The sequence below is a fragment of the Pandoraea sp. ISTKB genome, from assembly GCF_001721285.1.
Classification (GTDB): Bacteria; Pseudomonadota; Gammaproteobacteria; order Burkholderiales; family Burkholderiaceae; genus Pandoraea; species Pandoraea capi.
In genome coordinates this window covers 23,317-50,095 of record NZ_MAOS01000053.1, presented here as the reverse complement: position 1 = coordinate 50,095, position 26,779 = coordinate 23,317, and the positions used below count along the sequence as shown (strand labels likewise).

Sequence of the window (26,779 nt, the reverse complement as noted above, 5' to 3'; positions counted from 1 at the left end):
CCATGGCAGCGGCCTTCGCCAAGCTCAAGCGCTAAGCCGAGGCGTCACAGCGGCGGTGGCGCGCGAGGAGCGATCCATCGCGACACACCGCCACTGTCCATTGCCTCCCAATAAAAAAGCCCGCTCAGTTGAGCGGGCTTTTTTTCGCCTTGTTTTCGCCGCGTCGCGATACGCCGCGTCAGATCTCGATCTTCGTCCCCAGCTCAACCACGCGGTTCGCGGGAATGCTGAAGAAGTCGGTCGGTTTGGCGGCGTTCTGGTGCATCCACGCGAACAGTCGTTCACGCCAGATGGACATGCCCGGCAGCTTGGTCGGCACGACCGTCTCGCGCGCGAGGAAGAACGACGTATCCATCAACTCGAAGTGCATGTCCGTCTTCTCTTCGAGCAGATGCAGCACTTCCTTCACGTCCGGCGTCTCGTTGAAACCGAACGTCGCGACCACGCTGTACAGCCCGCCCGTGTGGTCCTTGACCTCGATACGGCTGGCATCTTCGGCATAAGGCACATCCAGCGTGCGGAACGTCAGGAAGATCGTGCGCTCATGCAGGATACGGTTGTGCTTGAGGTTGTGCAGCAAGCTCACCGGCACCAGCGTATTGCCGCCCGTCAGGTAGATGGCCGTGCCCGCCACGCGATGCGGCGGGTGCGCCAGCAGACCTTGCAGGAACGGCGCCAGCGGAATACCGTCGGCGGCCGTGCGCTCGCGCAGCAACTGACGGCCTTTGTGCCACGTCATCAGCATGAAGAACAGGAAAGCGCCCAAGGCGAGCGGCAACCAGCCGCCCTCTTCCACCTTGATCAGGTTCGCGCCGAAGAACGCGAAGTCGACCACGAGGAAGCCTGTGATGATGAGCGCGACGAGGAACTTGTTCCAGTTCCAGACCTTGACCATGACCACGCACGCGAGAATGGTCGTAATGACCATCGTCGTCGTCACGGCAATGCCGTAAGCGGCCGCCAGATTGCTCGACGACTTGAACGCCAGCACGATCCAGATGATGACCAGCAGCAGCGACCAGTTGATGACCGGCATATAGATCTGACCGATCTCACGATCCGACGTATGCAGAATCTTCATGCGCGGCACATAGCCGAGCTGAATCGCCTGACTGGTCAGCGAGAACGCCCCGGAAATCACGGCTTGCGACGCGATCACGGTGGCCGCCGTCGCCACGATCACCAGCGGCAACAGCGCCCAGTCCGGCGCGAGCAGGAAGAACGGGTTTTCGATGGCCTTCGGGTTCGACAGCAGCAACGCCCCCTGACCGAAGTAGTTCAGCGCCAGCGCAGGAAACACCAGCACCGACCAGGCGAAGCGAATCGGACGGATACCGAAGTGCCCCATGTCCGCGTACAGCGCTTCTGCGCCGGTCAACACCAGGAACACCGAGCCGAGCACGATGTAGGCCTGCAACGCGTGAGTGCGGATGAAATGGATGCCGTAGTACGGGTTGATGGCTTTCACGATCTCCGGCGCGAGCACCATGTTGTACACGCCCAGCACGCCGAGAATCACGAACCAGACCACCATCACCGGGCCGAACAGACGTCCGACCTTGGCGGTTCCCGACTTCTGCATCGAGAAGAGCACGATCAGAATGACGATTGTGATCGGCAGCACGAAGCGTGACAGCGACGGTGCGGCGATCTCCAGCCCCTCGACCGCTGACATCACGGAGATGGCCGGGGTAATCACGGCGTCGCCATAGAACATGCAGGCGCCGAACATCCCCAGCATCATCAGGACGGAGGCCCATCGGCTGCCCGCCCTCACACTGCGCAGGCTGAGCGCCATGAGCGCGAGCACGCCGCCTTCGCCGCGGTTGTCCGCTCGCATCACGAACAAGACGTACTTCAGGGAAACCACGATCACCAGCGCCCAGAACAGCAGCGAGATGATGCCGAACACAGCTTGTTGATTAAACGGAATGCCGTGCTGCGGATCGAAACATTCCTTGAGCGCATAGAGCGGGCTGGTGCCGATATCGCCGAAGACCACGCCGATGGCCGCCACCATGAGCGCGGGCATGGCCTGAGGGCGCTGCCCGTGTCGAATGTTTTGCGTCATAAGGTTTGGGTAATCGCTTTATTGCGCTGCACAAAATGGGCGCTATTCTAACTGGGCGCCGGTTCCCTCGCCAGCCCGGGCAGTTCCTGATCGCCGGGCTTGTTACATGACATGCCTCGCTAGGATATGACGAGCCGGACGCCGTGACCAGTCCCGCGCCACAAGGGTTTTGCCCATCCCTTGCCGCCGTTGGTCCGCGCACGCGGCACCGCGATTCGAGTTGCAAATGCGCGACATATGCCGGACATGCGCGATTCGTGAGTCGACAGCCCCGGCAATTGCGTGTACCGATATTCACGCCATCAAACGAAAAAAGCCGCCCGAAGGCGGCTTTCTCACATGCTGGGACGTCCGATGCGCGGCTTAACGGCGACGCGTCGTCTTCTTCGACGAACCCTTCACCGAACGCACGAGATCCGAATCCACGGTGTTCTGCTGGGCTTCCAGCGAGCGGATCTGGCCCTGCACGTCGCTCAGGCGGATGCGCGCAGCACTACGCTCGGTCTCGAGAGCAGCGGCCTGCTCACGCACGGCTTGCTGGTTCTGCGCCAGCGCCTGTTCCTGCTGACGCTGGATAGTGAGATCGTTCTGCACGGCATTGAGGCGCGTTTCGCTCTCGGCCAACTGACGCTCGATCATGGCCTTCTGGGCTTCGAGCTTGATGCGGTTGATCTCGACATCGGCGAGCACCTGTGTCTGATGGACGAAGTCGGCATACAGCGCTTCGGCCTTCTTCTCATTGCTCACCTTGACCACGCGCCAGAACTGGCCTTCGTGGAACAGCGCCACGTAGTAGCCCAGCGTCTGCGGATAGAACAGCAGGCTTGCGCCGTAACGACCGTTATAGGTCGTGCGCAATTCGGTGACTTCCTTGTTCTGAATGCGATCGCGCAGTTCCTGGATCGTGCCCGATGCTGCCGCCGGCGCGTTGGCCGATTGTGCAGGCACTGCCGGAGCTGCAAGTTGCGCGGGCGTCGCACCAGTCACATCACGGACCGGGTCGGCAGCCATTGCTGACGTCCCCCAGGCGGCCAGGCATGCCACCCCCACGCCCAACCACAACCGCCCCCGGCAATCACTGATTTTCATCTGATCTGTTTTCCTGTTATCGACCGGATCGTTTCACGATCCTTATTCGTCGCATTCATTCGCCACCCCGGACTCCGTCCCGAGGATCTGATACCTGCGTATTTGTGGAATGATAACCGCATGCCCGCAATAGCCGACAATTCTATCCATTGAGGCCCGGTCTTCCAAGCAGGGAATGCGTTATTCTGCCGCCGCAATTTCATCTGTTGATACGGCGCAACTGAGGGTCGTCGGGACTTCCGGCAGACGGAAGTTGCTTGTCAGAAAAATCCCGTCATAAAACGCCACGCCGAGACTTCATCAACGCAGAGCGCGTTGTCCTCGGCGTTGGACCGCGCCAGGCTCAGCCCTCAAACTCGCTCGCCAGCTCCGAGTCATTGCCGAGAATCTGGTATTTGCGCATCTTTTCCCACAGCACCTTGCGGCTGATGCCCAGCGCGTTGGCGGTGTCCTGACGTCGCCAGCCGTTGGCGTCGAGCGCCGCGACGATACGGGCCCGCTCGGTGGCGTCCCAGCGCGCACGTTCGCGCTCGCCCACCGCTGCGCCGCCGCGCGACGCGTCGTCGGCGCGCGCCACCGTGCCCATCGACAGCGCGTCGAAGATCGGTCGAATGCGCCGTTCGTCCCAGCCGCCCAGTTGCCGGTAGATGATGCCGACGCGCTCGGCGATATTGCGCATCTCGCGCACGTTGCCCGGAAACAGGCCGCCTTCGACCAGTTCGCGCAGCCACGCCGGGACCTGCGCCCCGATCTCGCTATCGCCCACGACCTTGCCGAGATAGGCGGTGAAGACAGCCAGCTTGTCGACCGGCCCGCGCTCCTCCAGGCTGGGGATGTGCAACTCGATCACGGCAAGACGGTAGAACAGGTCGGCGCGGAACAACTCGTCGCGCACCATCGACTTCAGGTGCTTGTTGGTCGCCGCGACCAGCCGGAAATCGAGCTTCACGGGCTGCGCCGAACCAAGGCGCGTCACGGCGCTATCTTCCAGCACCCGTAGCAACTTGACCTGCTGATACAGGGGCAGGTCGCCGATTTCGTCGAGAAAGAGCGTGCCGTCGTTGGCCTGTTCGAAATACCCCTTGTGCGAGTACAGCGCGCCGGTGAACGCCCCTTTGGCGTGACCGAAGAAGTGCGACTCGAAAAGACCGTCGGGAATCGCGCCGCAGTTCACGGCAACGAACGGCCCCCGTCCGTAATGACTCTGCTTGTCGTGGAGCAGGCGGGCGATACGCTCCTTGCCCACGCCGGTCTCGCCGTGGATCAGCACGTTCGAATCGCAATCGGCGAAAGCATCGACTTCGGCGAGCAGGCCGAGCATGGCGCTCGACTGCGCGACGAGCGGATCGGTAGGCACCGGCGCCTGATCGGCCTCTGCGATCGCCCCCGACAGCTTGAAGATCAGTGTGCGCAGCTCCGCACCGGAGAAGTCGAGCGTGAGGATGTTGCTGTACTCCGGCGGGAACACCCGTCCGTCGTTCTCGCGCGGCGTCGTCGCGACCCAGATCACCGGCATGCCGTGGCCGAGCTGCCATTCGTTCGCATTGGTCGACGCACCCTCGATCACCGACACGCTCACCACCGCGATGGACGGACGCGCGCGCGTGCGCTCGCGCGACAGATCGACGCCGTCCGCCCGAATGACTTCCATGTCGAAGCTCGCGAGACAGTGGGACACCCGGTCTGCGATATCCGACTTGCCCTCCCACACATACACATCGAGATCTTCACGTACTGGCTTGCTTTTCATGCTTGTCCGCTCGTTGGCGAACGCCCCCCGGCGTCCGTCATGGTGAAGTTCAGTGCGTCGGCCCGGCTCCATTTCGGGCATCACTGATCGTTTTGTTCGTGATTCGCTGCGTCATCTTCGTCTTCCATCGCGCCATCCACTGCGCCTTGCATCCTGCCATGCACACAGCGCCCTGCATCCTGTCGGCCACCGTTGTTCCGGCGATCTCACCCGCGTTCGATCGCCGCTAATACACTAGCTGCACCAGACCGTTCTGACAGTTGATGCTGTCCACCGTGACCGTCGTCATGCCCAGCGTGATACCCAGCGACGACAGCAGCGTATTGAGCACGTTGCTCAGCGGCGTGAGCAGCGGATTGAGCAAGGTGTAGAGCACGCTGCCGAGCACCGGTGAGATATCCGACGTGCCGATCGATCCCGATACAGCGTTGATACGGCACTGGTTGGCGTTACCCGACAGATTGCAGAGCAAGTCCGTGACGCCGCCCAGCAACCCCGAGACGATGCCGCCCAGCGTGTTGACCAATCCCGTCACCAGCCCGCCCACGCCGCCCAGCACTTGCGGCAGATTGAGCGTCAGCACACCGCCGAGCGTCGTGCCGAGCGCATTGGTCGTCTGCTTCAATCCGGCGGCGGCCGTGCTCAGGAAACTGTTCACTGTCGAGATCGACGACCCCGCGAGTGCCGACGGCACATTGTTCACCAGCCCCGTGCCGATGGTCCCTGACGTCGATGTCCCGCCCGCACTCACGTCGAGCGAGAGCCCGGTCAGCAACGCCTTGACGATCTGACTCAGATCCACGCTCGACCCGATAGGCCCGACCTTCTGCGGGAACGGTCCGGTAAACGTGATCGGCGCGGGCGAATTCGTCACGAGCGACAAGTTCACGTTGGCACCGACGTTGATCAGGCCGAGCAGCGTCGCAATGTTCGTGCGTTGCGTCATGAGCGTTGTGCAACTGCGCGGATCGGTCTGCACATTCACCCCGGATGCCGCAGCGCCCACGCACACGTTCACCAGTCCCGAGTTGACCTGCAAGGTGGTCGAGGGCGTCGCGCCACACTGCAATGCCGTGACCGTCGCTGTCGACTGTGCCACCTCAAGCACCAGCGGCAGATTCAGTTGCGTGCCCACGGCGCTCAGAATCCCGGCAAGCGGACCGGCGGACGACGCCGCCGAGTTGACCGTCAGGAACAGCCGCACCTGCGCGTTCGTCGCCGTGGCGCCCACGCCTCCGACGCCGATTTGCGGCGGCGAGATCACTCGCGCCACGACCGACACCGTCCCGCCGAGAATCGAGAGCGACGGCACGGCCACGGCGTTGTTGCCGTTCGCGCCGATGATGGCGGCCGTAATCAGATCGGAGATGCCGACGTTCGCACTCAGCGCGTTCGCGGCGCTCACCCCGGCGGCGTCGATGTTCGCAATGATGCCGGGCGACGTCGCGGTCCCCAGCAGGTTGATCGGCAAATTCAGGACCGGACTGTTCGCGAACACGTTGATGAGGTTGTTCATCGCCGTGACCGAGGCCGACAACGCCCCGTTCTGCGTGGCGAGCGCCGTATTCGTCGCACTCAGCAGCGTGCCCACAGTGAGGTTCTTCACAGCCGCCACCCCCGAGAGCGACGCCACGCTCACGTCCCCCGTCACCGGCACACCCAGCGCCAGCAACAGTCCTTTGGGCGTGATGTTCACACCCACGAGTTGCTGCGCGGCGCCAACGTACAGTGACGGCGTGATCCCGACCGCGTTGAGCAGCGGCGCGAGCACCGAGTTGTTGGCATTGAGCGCCAGCAGGCCCGAATCCACGGTAAACGTCACGACCGCCGGGGCTTTTCGCGCGATGGCATTGGCGGCAATCGTGCGCGTGCCCGCCAGTTGGAAGAACGACGGCACGCCCAGCGTCAGCGAGACAGACACCGCGTTACCGTTTGCCGCATTCGCCGACGTCGCCGCCACGAACGTGCCCGGCGTGCTGGACGACGCCGCAGGCGAAGTCCAGATACCGCAGGACGTCGCGATGGTCAGCCCGGTCACGTTGCTACCGAGGTTCGAGGTGACATTCGCTCGTGCGACCGTGTCGTACGACGTAGCGTTGGCGCACCCTGGCAGCGTCTGCGCCCCCGCGAGCGCCGCCATGTCCGCCGTACGTTGCAGGTCGCGGCGCTTCATGAACGCGTAGCCGGCGTCGATCGCAAACGCCAGAATCAGCACCACGATCAGGAAGATGAAGGCGAGGATCGGCACCGAGCCGCGCTGACGCGCCGGCAGCCACCCTGAGCGCCGGTCACCTCCGGCCGATGGCGCTACCGTCGTGGACTTCGTGGGGCGCACACGCGCACGCGCTTTCATGACGCATCACTGGCTCGCGCCAGCCCCCGCCGAGCTTCCGCTGGTGCCGACGTTGCCGCCCCCACCGCCACCGCCTCCACCGCCGCCTCCGCTATCGCTTTGCACCATCGTCGTAAAGAACGCCGGGATCGCGTAATTGAAGCTTTCCAGATAGCGACGATAAGCACGCGACGCGGTAGCGCCGAGCATCGGCAACCCGGGTCCGGCGGCAAGATTGTTGCCCTGCACGGCGAGCAACGCTTCCGTCTCGTCACCCAGCATGCCATCGCGGGCGTGTTCACCAACGCGCGGCGGCGTAGTACGGCGCACGACATTGGTCGGCGTGCGGGCCGCCTGAACGGGCGCCGGTGCTGCCGCTTGCGCGGCGGGCGCCTGCTGCGTCGTATCGGCTGCGGGCGACGCCTGTGCGACCTGTACGGCCTGAGCCGTGGAAGGCGAGGCCACGGCGCGTGCGTCGGCGCTGCCCATCGATCCGGTGAGCGGCGTGTTGCCCTGCGCGGTGGCGGCTCCGGCCCACAGCGTGAACACGGCCAATCCGACCTGCATGGCCGTCACCGTGCGCATCCCCGGGTGTCGCTGAAGTTTCTGGACTGCCATGATTCTCTCTCCCTAAGGTTGCGTGATTCGCAACACATGGACTGCTCTTGTCACCGTTGTCGCCCGGTCAACCCGGTCCGAGCGCCTTACTGAGAGTGCGCAAAACGATCCAGCATCGACGTCGGCATGTCGCTGCGCGTGGACTCGCCTGCGCGCGCGAGCTTGGCGTCGGACGCCGCAGCCTTCGCGGGTGCCTGCTGCTGCGGCTGCGTCGTCGCGCTCTGCACCGCATCCGCCGCCCCAGGCGTCAGACGCACCACCACGGGTCCACCGGCATCGGCACGCGAGGCCGTCGTCGCGACCGGCGCCGCCTGTGGCACGAGCGACGCCGCCGCCTGAGCCGCCGCCCGTGCGGCTGCGGCGTCCGCTGCCTGCTTGCGCGCCCGTGTGTTCGCGCGGATGTCGGCCGCGAGCTTATTAATCGCGTCGCGCGTGGGCTGCGGCATCTTGGCGTTCGTCATCATGTCGTCGGCGCGCGAACGGTCTCCCGTCACGACGAGATACACCGCGAGATTGCTCAGCACCTTGCGGCTGTCAGGCCTGAGTTCGGCCGCCTGCGCGAGCGGCACGCGCGCGCCCGCCGCGTCGCCGTTGTTCAGCAGCGCAAAGCCGAGATCGCTCAGATAGAACGCCTCGGTCGGCGCACGGCTCACGGCCTCGCGCAGCGCCTGAGCGGCACCCGCGTAATCCTTGCGCTGCGCCGCCACCAAGCCGATGCCATGCCATGCGGCGGCAGCCTCGCTGCTCCCCAACAGCGCACGATAGGCCTGCTCGGCCTGCTCCGGTTGCCCGGTCTCGCGCAGCGCATCGGCCCGCAGAATGTCGACGTCGGGTGCGGAGCCGTACTGAATCCGGAACTGTTCGATGTGCGCGAGCGAGGCGAAGTACGACCCCTGCTCCTGCGACTGACGAATCATCGACAGGTACAACTCGCGCGTATCGGGTTTCGCGGCCTTGGCCCGCTCCTCGTCGTTCTGTTGCGCCTGCATGAGCGCAGCGGCCGACGGCGCGCCGTAACCGCCCAGCGTCGGCCCGCTACTGCATCCGGCGAGCAGCGCCGCGCTCAGTCCGAGGCACAGCGCAGCGCGCAGCGACGAAGCCTTCCGACTCACGCGGCCTGACGGCTCGCGCGTGAGGTATTGCGTCTGGATCGGCATGGTCAATTCATGGCCTCCATGGATTTGGTCAGCGACAGAATCGCCGGCCCTGCCACCACGAGCATCAACGCGGGCAGCAGCGTGAGCATCATGGCCAGCGTCATCTTTACGGTCAGCTTGCCAATGCGCTCCTTCATCGTCTGACGACGTTGCTCGCGCAAGCGGTCGCTGAACTGTTGCAACGGTTCCTGCACCGCGCCGCCGTGCTGCTCGACCTGCACGATGAGCCGCACCAGCGCGCGCAGATCGTCGTTGTCGTAGACCTCGCGCAAGCGACCCATCGACGCCTCACGGCCGCGTCCCGATGCGTACTGACGATTGGCCGCTTCGAACTCCTTCGACAGGATCGGCAGCACTTCGCGGAAGTCGGAGACCACCACGTACAGACTCTGATCCATCGACAACCCCACGCCTTGCAACAGACGCAGCAAGTCGATAAGCAGCGGTAATTCGTCGACCAGATCGCGACGACGTTGTGCCGCCTTGCGCTGGATGTAGAACTTCGGCGCAAGCAATCCCGCCCCGGCCGCCCCGATCAGGCGCAGTATCGTGCCGATGCCGCCGCCCCCCGGGAACCACAACCAGACGAGCAACGGCAGCACCACCGCCAACGCCACCCGCGAGAAGATGAACAACGACTTGGCGCGCACGCTGTCGTAGCCGCATTGCGCGAGCAGCAGGCGGTCTTCCGCCGCGATCAGATTCTGCCCGAGGCGCGTTTCCGACCATTGCTTGCCGAGCGCTGCCGCCCGGTCCAGGAGCGAGCGCCAGCCACGCTGCCCGCTATCGAGAGACTCGTCCGTCTCATCATCCGATCGCACACGCGCGCCCGCCGGTGCCGACGCCGCACGAAGCGCCGCGAGCGCCTGCTGTTGACGATTCGCGAGCACCTGATCGATCACTCGTTCGTTGCGTCCCTGGCGCACCGCGCGCAGCAAAATGGCCGACGCCGCCAGCAGCAGACCTGCCGCGACCATCAGCAGGCCGAGCATCATCCACGTTTGCGAATCGGCCGACAGGGACGAAAGGTTCATATGCAAGATCCTTGCGCTTGGCGAGGGTTAGCGACGCGGTGCGCCGCTCACAACGATTTGGCCAGCCGGTACAACACGAATCCACCGAGGACTTCCAGCCCGAGACCGATGGCCAGCAGCTTCTGTCCGGCTCCCTCCTGAAACATCGGCTCGAAGAACTTCGGGTTGAGCAACATCAGCAACGCACTGACGACAATCGGCAACGCCGCGAGCACCCAAGCCGACATGCGTGTCTCCGACGACAGCGCGAACAACTCCGCCTGCGCCTGCTCACGGTCGCGCATGAAGCCCGACATGCGCGCGAGAATCTGGTCGGCACGGCCGCCGAAGCGCGTCGAGAGATCGACCACCGACGCGAACAGATAGATTTCGTCCACCTGATACACGCGGGCAATCTGCTTGAGCGCTACATCCAAGTCCACCCCGGCCTGCACCTGACGCACCGCGCGCTCCAGCAATTCACGCAACGGCAGATCGGCATTGCCTGCGGCCGACTGGAACGCCGCCGGCAGGCTGTTGCCGACCGTGAGCATGCGGACCATGCCGTCGAGGAACACCGGCAACTGACGCACGATGTCGCGATGCCGCCGCGCCGCCTTGAGCCAATAGCGCATCACCACGCCCACGGCATAGACGATCAGGATCACGATGGCCGAGAGCGGCCCCTGCCAGATCCAGAACCCGAGGGTGAGCAACACGCCGGGCACGATCAGCATGACGTAGAACGTCGAATCGGTCTGCACGCCCGCCCGCTCGAAGAAGAACTCCCACGGCAGGGACTTGCGACGGGGCGCACGCACGTCGCCTGCGGTATCGCCGCCGGCAAACCTCGGTGCGTTCTGCGCCAGTTGACGCTCAAGGAACGCGCTCGTCGCCTGCTCGCGCACGCGCTGATGCGTGCGACGCCACAGCTCCAGCCCTGCCGCGACCAGCAGCAGGGCAATACAGGCGGCCCACAGCACGAAGGGATTCATCGACGGCGTCCGAAGAAACCACCGCCGCCGCCCGAATCCGGCGGTACGTTGCCTTGCGGCGACTGTGCGGCAGCGGCCGCAGCGGCATTACGCGTCTGCTCCTTGAAGCGTTGCAGCTTGGGCGAATGCGGCTGAAGCCCCAGCGACACCCACTTGTCCTTCTCCTCACCGTCCGGGCCGATGACGGATTCGTGGCGGAACAATTCCTGTGTGGAGATCACCGTATCGGACACACCGGTGACTTCGGTAATGGACAGAATGCGTCGGCGCCCGTTGGACAGGCGGCCGATCTGCACGATGAAATCGAGCGCGCTCGTGATCTGACGGCGCAGGCTGCTCTCGCTGCCCTGGAAGCCGGCGAAGCCCGCCAGCATCTCCAGACGATAAAGACATTCACGCGGCGAGTTGGCGTGAATCGTCGCCATCGAGCCTTCGTGCCCGGTGTTCATCGCCTGCATCATTTCCAGCACTTCCGAGCCGCGCACTTCGCCCACGATGATCCGGTCGGGACGCATCCGCAAGCTGTTGCGGATCAGATCGCGAATCGTCACCTCACCGGAACCGTCGAAGCCGCCCTGGCGGGACTCCAGTCGCACCACGTGCGGGTGATTGAGCGAGAGTTCGGCCGTGTCTTCGACGGTCACCACACGCTCGGTCGCCGGGATGAAACTCGCCAGCGCGTTGAGCAGCGACGTCTTGCCCGAGCTCGTACCGCCGGACACCAGAATGTTGCAGCGTGAGCGCACCGCCGCCTCCAGCAGCGTGTAGATCTCCTCGTTGAAGCTGCCCAGCGCCAGCAGATCGGACGGCTTGAGCGGATCCTTGCGGAACTTACGGATGGAGACGACGGGCCCGTCGACCGCCAGCGGCTCGATCACGACGTTCAGACGCCCGCCGTCAGGCAAGCGCGCGTCGACCATCGGGTTCGATTCATCCAGACGCCGCCCGATCGGCGCGAGAATGCGTCGCACGATACGCAGCAGATGCTGGTTGTCCGAGAAGCGCAGCGCTTCGCGCGCGAGCACCCCGCGACGCGAGACATACACGTCGTTGTAGCCGTTGATCAGAATGTCTTCGACGGCCGCATCGGCCAGCAAGTCCTCGATAGGACCGAAGCCGGCCAGTTCCTTCGTCAGCGCATCGGAAATCTGACGAAGCTCCGCCTCGTTGATCGGAATGCGCCGCAAGCGCACGAAGCCGTCCATTTCCAGATCGACGAACTGCTGAATCGCGCTGCGGCTCCAGCGTCCGAATTCGGCGCCGAGTTCCTCGATGCGCGCAAGCAGATGTTCATGCGCAGCGGTCTTGATGTCCTGGAACTGCTGTGAATTGGCAAACGCGCGCTTGTCGTCGGCGAATTCGATGGAGTCGGTCATATCAGTGCTTTCCCATGAATCGGCCTAGCCAGCCCGACGACTGGCGTTGTGCTGCGGCGCCCGCGTGTTGTGCGGAAAGCAGGCGCTCCACTAACGGTTGCAGCGCGCGGACATAGGGATCTCCACGCGCAGTATCGATAATCAGCTTGCCCTGATTGGTGGCGGAGAGCATGGCGAGCGGACGATCCGGCAGCGTGGCGAGCAGCGGCACGTCAAACCGCTTGGCGATCTGGTCGGCGGCCATGCCGTAACGCGGGTCGTAGCGGTTGAGCACGAGATGCAGATGACTGCGCTCGACGCCCTTTTCCTCCAGATCACGCAGCATCGACGCGAGCGAGACGATGGCCCCGACGCTCTGATCCACCACGAGCCACACTTCGTCGGCCGCCCGCACGAGGCTCGCGACGAACGCCGGATTCGAGAAGCCGCCCAGATCGGCCACGATCAGATCGAAGAACGCGCGCAGACGGTCGGTGAGCGCCAGCGCATCGGCCGCCGCAACGCTGCGCATATCGCCCAGATCGAGCGGCAGCGGCAGCACGGCCAGCCCGCTTGGCGCATGCGAGACGGCGGTATGCACGAGGGTTTCGTCGAAGCGGCGCAGGTTCTGCACGGCTTCGGCGAAGCTGAACTGGCTTTGCGTGTTGAGATAGAGCAGCCCGTCGCCGGACGGCAATCCAAGATCGAGCAGCGCGACGTGGCCGAGGAGCGAGCCATCGAACTTGTCGTCCTTGTTGCCGGCGGCCTTCGCGGCTTTGGCCGCGCGTTCCGCCCGCTCAGGATTCGAACCGACCGAGGCCTCCTGCCCGAGCTGCGACAGATGGGCGGCGAGCGTGCTGCATCCCACACCGATGCGCGCGCCGAGCAGCACGATGAAGCGGCCATGCCGTTGCGGTGCTGCGGCATTCGTCACGGTCGGGGTGTGATCGATCACGCGGCGAACGACTTCGAGGGCTTCCTCGTGCGTCGAATGCATGTCGATGAAGTCGTGCACACCGGCACGTATGGCAGCTTTCATGCCATCGGCGCGCACCATCGAGCCGACGGCCACCAGCGGCAGCTTGGGCGCCACGCGTTTGAGCATCTGGGCAAGCTCCGTGGCCTGCGCGATGCCCCCATCGGGCGGTTCATCGGCATGACCGGTCGGCTCACCCGAGAAGTCGAGCAACACGACTTGCGGATCGAGATCGCCGATGCGCTGCTGCAATTGCGCCGGGCGTCCGGCCTCTTGCAGCACTACGCCCTCTTCGCGCAAAGCGGCCGAGAGCCACTGTCCGTGGCCGGCATGTGCGCTGCAAAAAAGAAAGCGATGCAACTCAGTCATGGTGTCCAGTATTCGCGTCGGTGCGTTCATTTGTGCACTCCTTACTACCCCATCCCGGCTCTCGCCAGTGCCTCGTCCGATGTTGCCGTTGCGTCATCCGACTGCATCGCTTGCGCCCTGTGCAGTCGATCCGACGTCAGCATCACTTCGAGAAGCCCGGCAGTTCACTGTCGCTTGCTACGCCCATCAGATACGCGCCCCACACTTGCCCCGGCCGCTTCTCGCGCGTGTCGCCCGGCAGCGGCAAGGCGACGTCGCGGGCCACCGGTTTGACGAGGCGCGGCGTCACGATGATGACCAGTTCCTTTTCAGTGCTGTTGTACTTCAGATTCCGGAAAAACGCGCCGATGAGCGGCAGATCGCCGAGCAGCGGCACTTTGTCTACGGCGGCGGTCGTCGTGCGCGAGATCAGCCCGCCGATGATGAAGCTTTCGCCGTCGCCGAGTTCGACCGTCGTATCGGCACGGCGGGTGGTGATCGCGGGAATCTGCGTCGACGCGATGACCACGGCGTTCGTATAGTCGAGGTCCGACGCCTCCGGCGCGACCTTCAGTGCAATGCGATTCGGCGACAGGATCGTCGGCGTGACCGTCAGCCCGACACCGAACGACTTGTAGACGATCGTCGTCGTCCCCAGCCCGCCGGACTGCGGCACGGGCAACTCGCCACCGGCGAGGAAGCTCGCGCTCTGTCCCGAGAGCGCCACCAGCGTCGGCGCAGCGAGCACGCGGCCCAGGCCGTTCGTCTGCAACAGATCGATCTCCGCCGAGAGGTTGAATGCGCCCCGCGTAATCGAGCCGAAGAACGAACCGAAGTTCGAGACCGACGTGCCGCCGCTGCCGAAGGCCGACGCCAACTGCGAGTTCACCCCGAAGCTGCCCGAGCCCGATTTCTTCGACGCGCTGAAGCTCGCCCCCAGTTGATTCAGAATGTTGCGATTCACTTCCACGATCTTGACGTCGACCTGCACGACACCGGTGTCGCCTACGGTAGAGCGGTCGACGACGACACCGCCCTTACCCGTCGCATCGACGGCCGCCGCTTGCAGGCCGCTGTGTTCCATCAGCGAGCCGGCGTGGCCCTTGATGATCGCGGCACTACCGCGCGGGTCCACACTGGCGCCACCTGAATCGCCGAGCGCACTTTGCAGGCTGCCCTGCACGTGGATTTCCCAGCGTGTCGGTTCGCCACCGCGCGGCCACGTCGACACCTGCGTCGTGCCCGCCTTCTTGCCGACGACCAGCACCGAGCCGCGCCGTCCGCCCGAGCCCTTGAGCACCACGATGTCCGCGATCTCGGGGTCCGCGACGGCCACACGCTCCAGCGTGCCGCTCACCTGCAATTCGCGTTGCTCGTGCACGCCCAGCGTCAGCGATCTGGCCCCGGCGCCGGACGCGCTATCGGCCGCATCGGCCATGCGCACTGCGACGGTCCCGCCGCAGGCGAGCAACGCCGTAAAACACAACAACATTCCCATGACACGTCTGGCATCTCGTCTGGCAGTGCGAACCTGGCTTCTGATCATGGCGTGGCTGTATCGGTCACTGTGTCGGTGGAGCGACGTGGCCCGGATCGGCGTCGTGCCATGCCGGGGCGTCACTGGATCTGCGTGTCGATGCTTTCAGTTCGTTCGGTAAGAATTCGGTAAAACTCGGTTCAATCACTCGGTCCAATTCGTCAGTTCGGGTCAGTTCAAATCAGTAAGCCGCCGTGGAGCGTTCCGCGCCGCGCACGACCTCGATCGTGCCGCCGCTGCTGCTGCCGCCGCCACCGGGTGCTCGCGGCGCTGCGGCCGCTGCGGGTCGGCGCGTCGGCTCGCCCGCCAGGCCCGTCGTGGCGATCCCGGCGTAAGCACGGTTTTCAGGGGTATCAAGTGCTGCCTTGGTGTCCGCCGTCAGACCTGACTTGCTCGCGAGCACGGGCGGCGGCGGCGGGAACAGCGAGGTATCGGGACGGGTGTCGTCGGCCGGATTGCGCAACGCCAGTGTGATCTTGCCCTGCTGCGCCCCGAGCACGAGGCGGTTGACGTCTTCGACCGGCACGGCCACGACGGCCGAGGTGGCGGGCATCGGCGGTTGCGCGGCCGGCGCAGGTTGCTGAGGCTGCGGTGCGCTGGCGGTCGCGGCGGCAACCGTCGAGGCGACACTCGGCGCGGCCGGCTGCGGCGTCACGTCGTCCAGCGACGCATTGCCGTAGGTCAGCACACGCACCCGTGACGCGAGCAGGCGGGCCTGCGTGTCGTCGACGATGCCGACGGTCGGACTGCCCGCCGGCTGGTTCGTCTTCATCGTGAAGAAGACGTCGACGAAATCGCCCGGACGAATGCGGTTGCTCACGCCGACGGTTTCCGTCACGGGAAGCGCCACGGCGCGCTCGCCCGGTGCGAGTTGCATGGCGAGTCCTCGGGCAAGCACGTTCTGCGTGACGGGAACACCGGCGGCGAGGGCCACGAGCGGCACACGTCCCACGACGTCGGCCGGGATGTTGAAACCCGCCGGCGTGGGGCTATCGAATTGCGCGATCTTGACGTCGTCCGCCGTAATGGGCTTGCCGGGCGAAAGCGCCTTGGCCGCCACCACGGCCGGGAAACGCTGGGTGAGTGTCTGGGTCACCGCCGAAGGAGCGGTCTGCGGCGCAGGGGTATTCGTCGTCCCCAAGCGCAACGCGAAGAGCGCCAGCACCACTCCGGCAACAACCAGCACAGCAGCGAGAATCTTGGTGGCTTTGTTCATGGCTTGGGGCCTGTCGGCCGTTCAGTCACAACTTGTGGGACGCCGGCGAACCGGCGGCATGTCAACCTTTTTGCTATGTCGCTACTTCTGCACTTCGCTACATCGAGACTTCACACGCCGTCATTCACTCGCATTACGCGGCAGCCGTCTGTCAGCTACCGCCCAGCGTCGAGGTGTCGAGCGTCACGGCTGCCGTACCCGTCACGGTCGTCGGCACCAGCGCCCCCAGCCCCGGCCAGTTCACCGTCATCGGCTGATTGAGCGTGAGCGTGACATGGACGATGCATTGCGATACGGCCCCTGCCCCCGACGCCGGACACGGATATGTCGCATCGGCCGGAAACGTGGCCGTCACCGCCGAGGCCGACGGCCACGTCAGCGTTGTGTTGATCGCGGTCGTGGCGTAGGCCTGACGCTGCGTCATCGTGCCCGCGCGCAACATCGCACGGCCCGCTTCAGAGGCGGCCTGCGTGAGCATCTGTCGAGCGAGAATATTGAGAGAGAAGGCGACGGCGACGTAGAAAGCAGGCAGCAGGATCATGAGAATGAGCATGAATTCCAGTGCCGCGACGCCGCGCATGTTCGCGCATCGCAACCCTGTCCTTGCCTGTGCCCCAGACCGCTTCATGACGATACCCCCCGTCGCGCACGGCACTCTTCGTCCGTGTCTGGCGACGCATGAACCTGCAATTTGCGCGGCGTCGCCCGCGCCTCCCGTTATTACGGCGCTGCCTCCGGCAGCACTCGTTACTCCTGTCGCGCGTGATACTTGCAAGGCTTCCGATACTGGCGATGAGCGCCCTCACGCCCACACCGCATCTACCTCACGACGAGCGCCGCCGCAGCCAGATACGCCCCGTAAGGCAACCCGACACGTCCCGCCCGCCACTGCAAAATTCGTCGCCATCCTTGCGAGGCAGTCATGCGCTCGCGCCAGCGCGCCAACGCTTTCGACCGACCCGCCAGCAGCAGGAGCGCATGAACCCCCGCTGCCACGCTGGCCAGACACCAGACCGGCAACAGCGCCGGATAGCCAGCGACCAGTCCGATCACCGCAAACAACTTGACGTCGCCGGCGGCCATGACACCGCGCCACCAGAAAGGCAGCAGTACGATCAATCCAAGCACCGCGCCAAGCCCGTGAACCCAGACTACGTGCGCGCCGGAATGCCACGCCTGCCAGCCGATCCACCCCAGCGCCGGTACACCGACACAAAGCAGCCAGAGGTTCGGAATACGTCGCGCGATCAGATCAGTCAATACGATCGGCATGCACAACAGCCACAGCAATGTCAGCACAGCGCGTCAATGCGACGACGCCGACGTTGCTGCCGAAGTCACCGTACTGAAGGCGCTCGAAAGCACGCTACTCATATTCGTGTACACCGTACCGCCGATGATCACCGCCACGATTGCGGCGAGGATGCCGTACTCCAGTGCGGTCACACCCTTTTGCCGGGACAGTCGAAGCTGCCGTCCGGTCTTGCTTGCGCGATTTGCCTGCATGATTCGCTTCCTCGCGAATACAGCATCCCACTACCCCGAATGGCATCCTGTACGACAGATGCCCTTCCCCAATCCGTCAGCACGATCCCTCGCTACAGCACGCAGACGCGAGGAACACATGCCGACTTGTCTTTCGGCGCGCTTCGGCGCCTTCCTGCCATGCCAATGCATTAATGCATCAAGCGTGCATTAAGCGCCAGCCGCCGTGACTGCCGACTGAATCTTCGAGAACACCGACGAGAACGCCGTGCCCAGGTTGGTGTAAACGGTGCCGCCGATGATCACCGCCACGATAGCGGCGAGGATGCCGTACTCCAGTGCCGTTACACCACGCTCGTCGCGCGCAAACAGTCGAAAACGATTACCGAGCTTCATATCACCCTCCCTCAAAAAGACGCATCAGCGCCTGTTGGCACACAGCGGAACATCACAGCGGCCCGATGGGCTGACGTGCAGTCCTGCCATATCGCTTATCAACTCTTGACTTCGGCCTCGGGCTCGTTGCGCTATAAGGCTCGCGAACCTCTTTTACGTTGTACGCCAATATTTCCCGGGCTGTTGGTACAGCCTTTGCTGCGGCGTACTATTTTTTTTCGATGCTAATTTAAACTAAATCACAAAAACTAGAGTCTTGCTTCCAATCACTCCGGCGATTGTAAAAATACGTTACACCGGTTGATCAAACAATACTCCAAAACTAAGCAAATCAGCGCTCGCGAGGGAAAACCATGATTGGTGCGGCGCCACACACCGTATCGAAATCGCTGCCGCCAACTTCAGTGCGTATTTAAATAACTATTCATCCATCTGGCACACAGCGCCCTACGCTGCCAGCCCCAGTAGGCAAGTGCACACCAGCGCTATCGCTACTTAGTTATCCCTTGGATAACCGATTCGCAAAGACGTTTCACGCCTTTACATAAAAGTACGGCTTCCTCAGCATCGCCTTCGATCCGGCATTACCCGAATGTCGTGCGCCCCTTCTATTAGACGCGCAATGCCGACCCGCATTTACCGGCTTGTTTTTCTTTTGCCTTTCGTTCCGTTACATCCCGATCACATCCCAATCGTTACGTAACGTTACCCGTAACGCCTCCCGTAACGGGAACGCCAATTCCTCTGTTTTTCGCCATTTCCCGATGGCGTTAACCCTGACTCCCCCCATCCCCTTCGCCATACCGATCTCTCGATTCGAAAGATTCTTGTTTTCCGAAACGCAAATAAATACAGGCTTTTCAGCCGATTCGAGAAAAAACTAGAAGAGATATTCAAACCGTGAATCTTCGGTTGGCACACCTCTTGCAGATATCCCTGCATCGCAACGCTAAAGATCACGAGGGACACCATGATCGTTGGCAATACCAAACAAACGATGCACGGCGCCGCAGCCATCTCGGCAGAGCGTCAACGCATCTCGGCAAAGCAGCAAAGCGCTGCAGCCGACACCGATCGTAGAGGCGCAAGCCCAGGGAGGGGCGGTGAAGAAGGCGGTGGCGTACGCGCCACCGCCACACCGACCGAAGTGGCAAACGCTCGCAGCAGCAATACGCATTCGGCCCATGCGATGACGGGCCCCGATAGCGCAGTCGTCAACGCGCTCCTGTTCGCACTCATCGCACAACGCATGAACAACCGATTGGCTGCACAAGACGTGCTCGCCTGATTACGACAAAGACCAGAGGACTCCATCATGAAAAACATCCAACGCACCCTTCTCGCTTCCGCCGTTCTCCTCGCCGTCGTCACGATGACCGGCTGCGCAAGCTCCGGCTCCGGCGGCACCAGTGGCTCGCTCGGCGATGGTGGCGGCAGCGGCACCACGGCTGGCACCGGTAGCGGTGGCGGTTCGGGCGCAGGCACCGTGCCTGACGGCTCGGGCAGCGGCAATGGCAATGGCAACGGTAGCGGTAACGGCAATGGCAACGGGAATGGAAACGGCAACGGGAACGGCAATGGAAACGGTAACGGCAACGGTGGCACTGGCGCCTCGGCCAACCCCATCGGTACCGTGGCAGCCACGGCCAGCACGGGTGTCGTAACGCAGGTCGGCAAGACGGTCAGCGATCTCGGCACGGTCGTGGGCAGCACGAACCTGCCGCTGGTCAGCTCGCAAACGCAAAGCGGCCTGGCAGGCGCCACGACCAAGACTGGCGACGCCGTGCAATCGATCGGCAACGGCCTGACGAACGGCCTGGGCAAACTGGGTTCCGGCAACGACGTGCTGAACCCGACGCTCACCGGTGTGACGGGCGCCGTGACCAACCTCGGTCAGGCCGGTCAGCAACTCGGTAACGCCGTGGCCGGTCTCGGCCAGACCACCGGCCTCGACAAGATCGCGCCGGTAGGCAGCGTGACCACGTTGCTCGGCGGTGTCGTGAGCGCGGTCGGCGGTGCAGGCGCCGCCCTCGGCACGGGGCTGACGGACACCGTCAACAGCGCGCCGGTGCAGCAACTGACCTCGGGGCTGTCGAAGACCATCACGCCGATCACGACGGTCGTGACCAACACCACGCAAACCGTGGGCAACGCAACGGGTCTCGGCACGCCGGTGGCCGGTCTGCTGGCAACCGTCGGCGGTGGTCTGGCAGGCGTAGGCACCAAGCTCGGCGGCCAGATCAACAACCCGATCGCGAAGGATCTCGGTGGCGTCGTCACCGGTGTCGGCAACACGGTGGCCAGCCTTGGCGGTCTCGTGCACGGCACGCCGACCAGCACCAACCCGCTCGCACCGCTCACCTCGGCCCTCGGCGGCCTGTCGGGTGTCGTGGGTGGCGGCACGGGTAGCGGCCCGCTCGCCCCGGTCACGAATCTCGTCTCCGGCCTGACGGGCGCCCTCGGCGGTGCTGCAGGCGGCGCCTCGGGCAGCAACCCGCTCGCCCCGGTCACGAACCTCGTCTCCGGTCTGACGGGCACCTTGGGCGGCGCCACGGGCGGTGCCTCGGGCAGCAACCCGCTCGCCCCGGTCACGAACCTCGTCTCCGGTCTGACGGGTGCTCTCGGCGGCGCCACCGGCGGTGCCTCGGGTAGCAACCCGCTCGCCCCGGTCACGAACCTCGTCTCCGGTCTGACGGGCGCCCTCGGCGGCGTGACGGGCGGCGCAGGCGCCTCGGCAGGCTCGGGCGGCGCGTCCGCCGGTGGCGGCGCCTCGGCTTCGGGCAACGTCCTCGCCCCGGTAACCACGCTGCTCGGCTCGGTGACGGGTGCAGTCGGCGGTGCAACGTCGGGCAGCGGCAGCAACAGCGGCGGCCCGCTCGCTCCGGTGACCGGCTTGCTCGGCGGCCTGCTCGGCGGCGGCAAGAAGTAATCCGGTGCGCTGAACCGACCACGCCATCACACACGAACAGGCCACCGATCATGACCCGCGCGATTCCACCGCCAGCCTGCGATCGCCGCGATCCAGCCCTCGCTCCGATGCCCACGCATCGGACCGGGCTGGCCCGGATCCGGCTCCCCCAACACGCCGCACGTACCCAACGGCATCACAGCGAGCGGCCCCGGTTTCTCAAATGGAAATAGCGGTACCTGACGGTAAGCCTCACAACGAAACGGCATCCATGCGCGGTTCCCCGCCAGCCAACATTCAGAACGACCAAGGGAGATAGACATCATGAGCAACGCACTTCAACGCACCCTCCTGGCTTCGGCCGCCATCGCAGCCATCGCCCTGACCGGCTGCTCCAGCGGCGGCGGCGGCAGCGGCGCCACCTCGGCCGGCACGACCGGCACCCCGAACGCTGTGGGCACGACCGCCGCCGGCGCCGGCGGTGTCGTGAGCTCCGCCGGCAACGTCGTGAGCGCACTCGGCGATCAGGTCGCCAGCACGCAACTGCCGCTGGTCTCACAGCAAACCTCGCAAGGCATGGGCGGCGCACTCAAGAGCACCGGCAATGCTGTCACCGACCTGGGCAACGGCGTGAGCGCCGGCCTCGGCCAGACCGGTTCGTCGGCAGATACGGTTGGCATCACGCTCGCCAGCACCGGCCCCGCGCTGACGGATCTGGGCAAGGCCGGCGTGTCGCTCGGCAGCGGCGTCGCAGGCATCACCAAGGGCAACCCGCTCGAAGGCACGCCGGTCGACACGCTGGTCGGTGCCGTCGGCAACGTCGTAAGCACCGTGGGCCAGGCCGGTATCGCCGGTGGCGCCATCGCCAGCCAGGCCTTCACGGGCGGGCCGGTGACGCAGGTCACGAAGACGCTTTCGTCGGCGGTCAACCCGATCACCAACGTGGTCTCCGACACGACCCGCACGGTGGGTAACGCGACCGGTCTCGGCTCGCCGCTGAATGGCCTGCTGGGTACGGTCGGCGGCACGGTGGCATCGCTCGGCACGCAGATCGGCGGCACCTCGTCGAATGGCGTCGTGAAATCGCTCGGCAATACCGTCACCGCGACCGGCAACACCGTGTCGACGCTCGGCGGATTCGTCAACGGCCCGACGTCGACCGGCTCCTCGAACCCGTTCGGCTCGCTGCTCGGCGGTCTGGGTAACACCGCAGCCGGTGGTGGCAGCAGCAGCGCCAACCCGCTCGGCTCGCTGACCGGCCTGCTCGGCGGACTGGGCGGCTCCAGCGGCGGCCCGCTCGCCCCGGTCACGGGTCTGCTCGGCAGCCTCGGCGGCGCCACGGGCGGCAGCAACCCGCTCGCGCCGGTGACAGGCCTGCTGGGTGCCGCTTCTGGCGGCAGCGGCAGCAGCAGCCCCCTCGCCCCCGTCACGAGCCTGCTCTCGGGTGTGACGAACAGCGCGGGCGGCAGCACCGGTGGCGCCAACGGTCTGCTCGTCATCATCCAGCCGGTGACGAACCTGCTCGGCAGCGTTGCGAGCGTCGGCAAGTAATTGATGCAGTACGTGGCCCGGCGCGCCTTCGCGCCGGCCACACAACCAACAACAATCGATAAGGAGATGCCATGGCCCGCTTCATATCCGACACCGGCGTTCTGATGCGCGGTCATGGCGACGCCGCCCCGCAAGTCTCCGAACCCTCGGCAATGCGCGACACCAGCAATGGTTACGCCGGCAGCCACAGTCATAACACGTACGGTGCCGACACCGGCGCCGCTTCCGGCGCCACCCCGGCATCTGCCCCCACGCATTCGGCAAACGGCGCGAACGGGATGCATGGGACGAATGGCACGAATGGAACGCACGGCACCATGAGCGACCGACACACGAACCGTAACGATCTCGTCGCCGGTATCGTCCGCTCACTCGGACGCCGGCTCGCCGTGTACACCGCGCTCTATCACGCGGCGCTGGCCGAACAACTCGGCCTGAACGTCACCGATCTGAACGCGCTCGACCTGATTCTCGAACTCGAATCGATCACCGCCGGGCAACTCGCCGAACTCATGGGCGTGAGCTCCGGCGGCATCACCACCGTCATCGACCGGCTGGAGCGTGCCGGCTTCGTCGAGCGCGAGAAGAACCCGCACGACCGCCGCATGGTGATGATTCACCCGATTCAGGAACGCTGCGCGCAGATCGAGCAATTCCTGTCGTCGGTGTCGCGCGAACTCACGGCGGTGAGCGCTGCGTACGATCAAAGCGAACTCGCCGCCATTCACGATTTTCTGGTGCAGAGCATTCGCACACTCAAGAGCGAGACGTTCCGCCTGCGCTTCGAAGCCGATCAGGACATTGCCGGTCTGGTCTCGAACACCCGCCACACGTCGTCCAAGACCTGAGCAGGATCAACTCGTGCCGGACATCGGTCCGGCAAACGAGCGCTGCACGAGCGCTGACCGCTGTGACCGCATGACGGCCCGCCGTCTGCCCCATCGAGGAGAGATGTCATGACGAACTTTCTGCGTCCCACGTTGCTCACTGCCTTGATTGTCGGCGTGATGGGCGTCACCGGTTGCTCCAGCTCGGGCGGCGGCAGCGGCGCGACAGGCGACACGCCGACGAATCCGAACAATCCCAACAACCCCAATACGCCAACGAACCCGACCAATCCGACGAACCCGTCCACGAGCAGCAACGGTGTGGTCAGCTCGGTGGGCTCGGTCGTGAGCGCCGTCGGCAATCAGGTCTCCGGCACGACGATTCCGGGGGTATCGCCGCAAGTCACCCAGGGCGTTGGTGGCGCGGTCGTGCAAACCGGCAACGCCGTCACCGATCTCGGCAAGGGCATCGGCGACGGCCTCGGTCAGCTCGGCAAGACCGGCGCCAACCCCGTTGGCACCACGCTTGCCAGCACCGGCGGTGTCGTCTCGGATCTCGGTAACGCGGCGAAGTCGCTCGGTAGCGGCGTCGCGGGTATCGGCAACAGCGGCCCGCTCGCGAATACGCCGGTGAGCACGCTCACGAATGCGCTCGGTCAGGTCGTCGTCACCGTCGGTCAGGGCGGCGTGACGGGCGGTCAGGCGCTCACGCAGGCATTGACGAGCCCACAGGTCGTGCAAGCCACCACAGCGCTATCGTCGGCCATCACACCGATCACGAGCACGCTGGTCACGACAACGCAGACGGTCGGCAACACGACCGGCCTCGGCGCGCCTGTCGCCGGTCTGCTCGGCACACTCGGCGGCGCATTGAACGCCACGGGTGCGCAAGTGAAGGCGAGCGCCCCGAACGCCGTCGTCGCCAGCCTCGCCAATCCGTTGACGGCGCTCGGCAATACCGTGACGAGCGCCGGCGGGCTGCTCTCGGGTAGCACCAGCACGACGTCACCCAATGCGCTGGGCAACATCCTGGCGAACGTCGGCAACACCGCCGTGACGCCCACGACGGCCACCGGCACCAATCCCCTCGGCGCCCTCACCGGCCTGCTTGGCGGTCTGGGAGGATCGACCGGAGCATCAGGCAACCCGCTGGGGGCTGTGACGGGATTGCTCGGCGGGGTGACGAATGGCTCGGGATCGTCCGGCAGCAATCCGTTGGGAGCCGTCACCGGTCTGCTCGGCGGTGTGACGAACGCTGCGGGAGGCACCGGTGGATCTAGCACGAGCAACCCGCTCGCGCCCGTCACCAGCTTGCTGAGCACCGTGACGACACCGCTGACATCGATCGCGAGTACCGGTTCGGGAAGTGCCGGCGGCACGGGTGGACTGCTTGCCCCGGTGACCGGACTACTCGGAGGATTGGGCAAGTAATATCGATCAGGCACTGATCAAGCAAGTCGGAAGATCGCGAGGGGGAACCGCCATCGGCGTGCAGGCGTCGAGCGCGGTGCAAGACGGCAACGCCCGGACAGTGAAGCGACACTGTCCGGGCGTTGTCGTTTCCGACACACGCGCCGTATCGCACGGGAAATGAGCCTTTCTTGAATTCCCGGGCCGCAGGCGTCGCGCAGAATCTTGCGCCCTGGCGCCCACGATGCGACATGCGCCGGTCACGAGCCGGCGTCGTGATCCGTGGGGCCTTTACCTTCGTAACGACGACTCTCATGCCTATCTCGATTGGTGCCCTGAGCCCAATGCTTTACCCGTGCGTCTTCCCTTCTCTCGCAACACACGAACCCCCTTCACCGGCCACCGACGCCCCGACAGACGCGTCGCGCACGGTCGATGACGACACCACCGGCCATTGGAACGAACTCGCCACCGAGCGGCGCCTTGCGGGCGACGAATGGCGACGTACACTGCAACTCACCGGCACACTGCCCCGCGCGGAAGCTACGCCATCGCCGGACTCGCCGCATCCGCTGGACGACCGCCTGCTGACGCTCACGCGAATCTGGCGCGATGCGGTAAGCGCCTCGGAAGCGACCACGGCCACGCGCGAGGGTCCTCGCGTCGAATTCGATTCGCCATCCAAATCAAATTGCCAGCAGCAAGCCACCGCCTACCGAAACGTCCTCGCGCAGATGACGCCACTCATCGGCGCAGACGCCGCACACAATTCGGCGCGTGAGATGTCGAAACTCGTGCCTATCGCCCGACGTGTCGACGAAATCGATGCCTGGATCGAGAAGAAAGGCCTGCGTAACACGCCCCCCGATCTGCTCGAACAACGCAATGTCATGGCCGCTGCGCTCGTGAATCAGGACGTCTATTTCGACGAAGCGGTGCCGCACATCCTGCCCGGATGCTTGCACCGACTGCGTAACGTCGACCACAACGGACCGCAGCAGTCGGGCTACTTCGGCGCGATCTATACCGACGCCCTCGGTGACAAGGTCATCGTGGCGAATCGCGGCACGGAGATGGGGATTACCGAACGCTCAGGCATCGACTGGAAGCAGAACATTCGACAGGCGTTCGGACTCTCATCGTCGCAATACACCGAAGCCATCCATCTGGCGAGATCAATGGCGCTGCATCACTCGCCGTCGAAACTGGTATTCACCGGGCACTCGCTCGGCGGCGGTCTGGCCTCGGCACAAACGTCGGTTGTCCCCGGCTCGAATGGGCTGACGTTCGACGCCGCCGGCCTTCACAACCGGACAGTCGCGCGGCACTGCGCCACGCCGGCCTCGACACGGGTCAAGGCTTACCACGTCAACGGGGAAGCCCTGTCCATGGCTCAGGAGGCGCTGAAAAATGCCGAGTCTCTGGCCACGCGCATCCCACTCTTCGGTCGCGCCATGTCATGGGTGGCCCGCATGACACTTCCGCACCCGGTCGGCGCACGCATCGGCATCCCGCTCGTCACGTCGGCACGGCACGAACCGGTGCGCGATGCCGACAACACCGCGACAGACCACGCCCCGCCGGCCATCGGCCCTCTCGGCGCCATCCAGAAACATTCGATGGTGCAGATGACCCTCTCACTGTCCTATCGGTTGCCGAGGCAGCGCTTGTCCCGCGACGACACGCTTGCCTTCCGGGGCGCCGCGACCTGACGGGAAACGTGAAGCGGAGGGCGCAATAAAAAA

At 64.8% G+C, this 26,779-nt stretch carries 22 protein-coding genes; 6 read left to right on the top strand and 16 right to left on the bottom strand.

What is annotated here, in order from left to right; translation table 11 throughout:
* Positions 1-178 precede the first annotated feature (178 nt).
* From A9762_RS20455 to A9762_RS20380, 16 genes are all read right to left on the bottom strand, one after another.
* Positions 179-2,071, bottom strand: a complete 1,893-nt coding sequence (locus A9762_RS20455) for a potassium transporter Kup (protein ID WP_069343846.1) — start codon at positions 2,069-2,071, stop codon at positions 179-181.
* A 363-nt stretch (positions 2,072-2,434) separates the two neighbouring features.
* Positions 2,435-3,160 (bottom strand): DUF2968 domain-containing protein, encoded by a 726-nt coding sequence (locus A9762_RS20450; protein WP_069343845.1) that lies wholly within the window; start codon positions 3,158-3,160, stop codon positions 2,435-2,437.
* Between the two features lie 343 nt (positions 3,161-3,503).
* Positions 3,504-4,910: a sigma 54-interacting transcriptional regulator gene (locus tag A9762_RS20445; RefSeq protein WP_069343844.1), complete on the bottom strand. Its 1,407-nt coding sequence runs from the start codon at positions 4,908-4,910 to the stop codon at positions 3,504-3,506.
* A gap of 226 nt (positions 4,911-5,136) precedes the next feature.
* A complete protein-coding gene (locus A9762_RS20440; RefSeq protein ID WP_069343843.1) occupies positions 5,137-7,263 on the bottom strand; it encodes a pilus assembly protein TadG-related protein in 2,127 nt (708 codons plus the stop codon).
* A 6-nt stretch (positions 7,264-7,269) separates the two neighbouring features.
* Positions 7,270-7,860, bottom strand: a complete 591-nt coding sequence (locus A9762_RS20435; protein WP_240493648.1) for a DUF3613 domain-containing protein — start codon at positions 7,858-7,860, stop codon at positions 7,270-7,272.
* Between the two features lie 86 nt (positions 7,861-7,946).
* The gene (locus A9762_RS20430) at positions 7,947-9,017 is read right to left on the bottom strand and encodes a tetratricopeptide repeat protein (protein ID WP_069343841.1); all 1,071 of its coding nucleotides are present in this window, start codon (positions 9,015-9,017) and stop codon (positions 7,947-7,949) included.
* A gap of 2 nt (positions 9,018-9,019) precedes the next feature.
* On the bottom strand, positions 9,020-10,051 hold the full coding sequence (locus A9762_RS20425; RefSeq protein WP_069343840.1) for a type II secretion system F family protein: 1,032 nt from the start codon (positions 10,049-10,051) through the stop codon (positions 9,020-9,022).
* Positions 10,052-10,098: 47 nt separating this feature from the next.
* Positions 10,099-11,025, bottom strand: coding sequence for a type II secretion system F family protein (locus tag A9762_RS20420; RefSeq protein ID WP_069343839.1), 927 nt, complete (start codon positions 11,023-11,025; stop codon positions 10,099-10,101).
* Complete coding sequence (locus tag A9762_RS20415) at positions 11,022-12,401, bottom strand: CpaF family protein (protein ID WP_069343838.1); 1,380 nt, start codon at positions 12,399-12,401, stop codon at positions 11,022-11,024. The genes A9762_RS20420 and A9762_RS20415 overlap by 4 nt, the downstream gene beginning before the upstream one ends.
* Before the next feature lies 1 nt (position 12,402).
* The gene (locus A9762_RS20410) at positions 12,403-13,755 is read right to left on the bottom strand and encodes a MinD/ParA family protein (protein WP_069343837.1); all 1,353 of its coding nucleotides are present in this window, start codon (positions 13,753-13,755) and stop codon (positions 12,403-12,405) included.
* 112 nt (positions 13,756-13,867) lie between these two features.
* Entirely contained in the window at positions 13,868-15,196 is a 1,329-nt protein-coding gene (locus A9762_RS20405) for a type II and III secretion system protein family protein (RefSeq protein ID WP_371443126.1), read from the bottom strand.
* 226 nt (positions 15,197-15,422) lie between these two features.
* Complete coding sequence (gene cpaB / locus A9762_RS20400) at positions 15,423-16,457, bottom strand: Flp pilus assembly protein CpaB (RefSeq protein ID WP_069343835.1); 1,035 nt, start codon at positions 16,455-16,457, stop codon at positions 15,423-15,425.
* 151 nt (positions 16,458-16,608) lie between these two features.
* Entirely contained in the window at positions 16,609-17,085 is a 477-nt protein-coding gene (locus A9762_RS20395) for a TadE/TadG family type IV pilus assembly protein (protein WP_139133316.1), read from the bottom strand.
* Positions 17,086-17,276: 191 nt separating this feature from the next.
* Positions 17,277-17,756 (bottom strand): prepilin peptidase, encoded by a 480-nt coding sequence (locus A9762_RS20390; RefSeq protein WP_256388784.1) that lies wholly within the window; start codon positions 17,754-17,756, stop codon positions 17,277-17,279.
* Between the two features lie 6 nt (positions 17,757-17,762).
* Positions 17,763-17,963, bottom strand: a complete 201-nt coding sequence (locus A9762_RS20385) for a Flp family type IVb pilin (RefSeq protein ID WP_069343833.1) — start codon at positions 17,961-17,963, stop codon at positions 17,763-17,765.
* Positions 17,964-18,152: 189 nt separating this feature from the next.
* Entirely contained in the window at positions 18,153-18,338 is a 186-nt protein-coding gene (locus A9762_RS20380) for a Flp family type IVb pilin (RefSeq protein WP_069343832.1), read from the bottom strand.
* A 970-nt stretch (positions 18,339-19,308) separates the two neighbouring features.
* Here A9762_RS20380 and A9762_RS20375 point away from each other — a divergent pair.
* From A9762_RS20375 to A9762_RS20350, 6 genes are all read left to right on the top strand, one after another.
* Entirely contained in the window at positions 19,309-19,626 is a 318-nt protein-coding gene (locus tag A9762_RS20375) for a hypothetical protein (RefSeq protein WP_069343831.1), read from the top strand.
* A gap of 27 nt (positions 19,627-19,653) precedes the next feature.
* Entirely contained in the window at positions 19,654-21,267 is a 1,614-nt protein-coding gene (locus A9762_RS20370; protein ID WP_069343830.1) for a collagen-like triple helix repeat-containing protein, read from the top strand.
* 303 nt (positions 21,268-21,570) lie between these two features.
* Positions 21,571-22,797 carry a collagen-like triple helix repeat-containing protein gene (locus tag A9762_RS20365; RefSeq protein WP_069343829.1) on the top strand — a complete coding sequence of 409 codons (1,227 nt, stop codon included), beginning with the start codon at positions 21,571-21,573 and terminating at the stop codon, positions 22,795-22,797.
* Positions 22,798-22,868: 71 nt separating this feature from the next.
* On the top strand, positions 22,869-23,645 hold the full coding sequence (locus tag A9762_RS20360; protein WP_083254138.1) for a MarR family winged helix-turn-helix transcriptional regulator: 777 nt from the start codon (positions 22,869-22,871) through the stop codon (positions 23,643-23,645).
* A 108-nt stretch (positions 23,646-23,753) separates the two neighbouring features.
* Positions 23,754-25,055: a collagen-like triple helix repeat-containing protein gene (locus tag A9762_RS20355; RefSeq protein ID WP_069343828.1), complete on the top strand. Its 1,302-nt coding sequence runs from the start codon at positions 23,754-23,756 to the stop codon at positions 25,053-25,055.
* A gap of 293 nt (positions 25,056-25,348) precedes the next feature.
* Entirely contained in the window at positions 25,349-26,746 is a 1,398-nt protein-coding gene (locus A9762_RS20350) for an Mbeg1-like protein (protein WP_170836288.1), read from the top strand.
* Positions 26,747-26,779: the final 33 nt, after the last annotated feature.

Excerpts from the sequence above, each read along its gene's own strand:
- A9762_RS20455 (WP_069343846.1), bottom strand. The coding sequence starts at position 2,071 with ATGACGCAAAACATTCGACACGGGCAGCGCCCTCAGGCCATGCCCGCG.
- A9762_RS20450 (WP_069343845.1), bottom strand. The coding sequence starts at position 3,160 with ATGAAAATCAGTGATTGCCGGGGGCGGTTGTGGTTGGGCGTGGGGGTG.
- A9762_RS20445 (WP_069343844.1), bottom strand. The coding sequence starts at position 4,910 with ATGAAAAGCAAGCCAGTACGTGAAGATCTCGATGTGTATGTGTGGGAG.
- A9762_RS20440 (WP_069343843.1), bottom strand. The coding sequence starts at position 7,263 with ATGAAAGCGCGTGCGCGTGTGCGCCCCACGAAGTCCACGACGGTAGCG.
- A9762_RS20435 (WP_240493648.1), bottom strand. The coding sequence starts at position 7,860 with ATGGCAGTCCAGAAACTTCAGCGACACCCGGGGATGCGCACGGTGACG.
- A9762_RS20430 (WP_069343841.1), bottom strand. The coding sequence starts at position 9,017 with ATGCCGATCCAGACGCAATACCTCACGCGCGAGCCGTCAGGCCGCGTG.
- A9762_RS20425 (WP_069343840.1), bottom strand. The coding sequence starts at position 10,051 with ATGAACCTTTCGTCCCTGTCGGCCGATTCGCAAACGTGGATGATGCTC.
- A9762_RS20420 (WP_069343839.1), bottom strand. The coding sequence starts at position 11,025 with ATGAATCCCTTCGTGCTGTGGGCCGCCTGTATTGCCCTGCTGCTGGTC.
- A9762_RS20415 (WP_069343838.1), bottom strand. The coding sequence starts at position 12,401 with ATGACCGACTCCATCGAATTCGCCGACGACAAGCGCGCGTTTGCCAAT.
- A9762_RS20410 (WP_069343837.1), bottom strand. The coding sequence starts at position 13,755 with ATGAACGCACCGACGCGAATACTGGACACCATGACTGAGTTGCATCGC.
- A9762_RS20405 (WP_371443126.1), bottom strand. The coding sequence starts at position 15,196 with ATGTTGTTGTGTTTTACGGCGTTGCTCGCCTGCGGCGGGACCGTCGCA.
- cpaB (WP_069343835.1), bottom strand. The coding sequence starts at position 16,457 with ATGAACAAAGCCACCAAGATTCTCGCTGCTGTGCTGGTTGTTGCCGGA.
- A9762_RS20395 (WP_139133316.1), bottom strand. The coding sequence starts at position 17,085 with ATGAAGCGGTCTGGGGCACAGGCAAGGACAGGGTTGCGATGCGCGAAC.
- A9762_RS20385 (WP_069343833.1), bottom strand. The coding sequence starts at position 17,963 with ATGCAGGCAAATCGCGCAAGCAAGACCGGACGGCAGCTTCGACTGTCC.
- A9762_RS20380 (WP_069343832.1), bottom strand. The coding sequence starts at position 18,338 with ATGAAGCTCGGTAATCGTTTTCGACTGTTTGCGCGCGACGAGCGTGGT.
- A9762_RS20375 (WP_069343831.1), top strand. The coding sequence starts at position 19,309 with ATGATCGTTGGCAATACCAAACAAACGATGCACGGCGCCGCAGCCATC.
- A9762_RS20370 (WP_069343830.1), top strand. The coding sequence starts at position 19,654 with ATGAAAAACATCCAACGCACCCTTCTCGCTTCCGCCGTTCTCCTCGCC.
- A9762_RS20365 (WP_069343829.1), top strand. The coding sequence starts at position 21,571 with ATGAGCAACGCACTTCAACGCACCCTCCTGGCTTCGGCCGCCATCGCA.
- A9762_RS20360 (WP_083254138.1), top strand. The coding sequence starts at position 22,869 with ATGGCCCGCTTCATATCCGACACCGGCGTTCTGATGCGCGGTCATGGC.
- A9762_RS20355 (WP_069343828.1), top strand. The coding sequence starts at position 23,754 with ATGACGAACTTTCTGCGTCCCACGTTGCTCACTGCCTTGATTGTCGGC.
- A9762_RS20350 (WP_170836288.1), top strand. The coding sequence starts at position 25,349 with ATGCCTATCTCGATTGGTGCCCTGAGCCCAATGCTTTACCCGTGCGTC.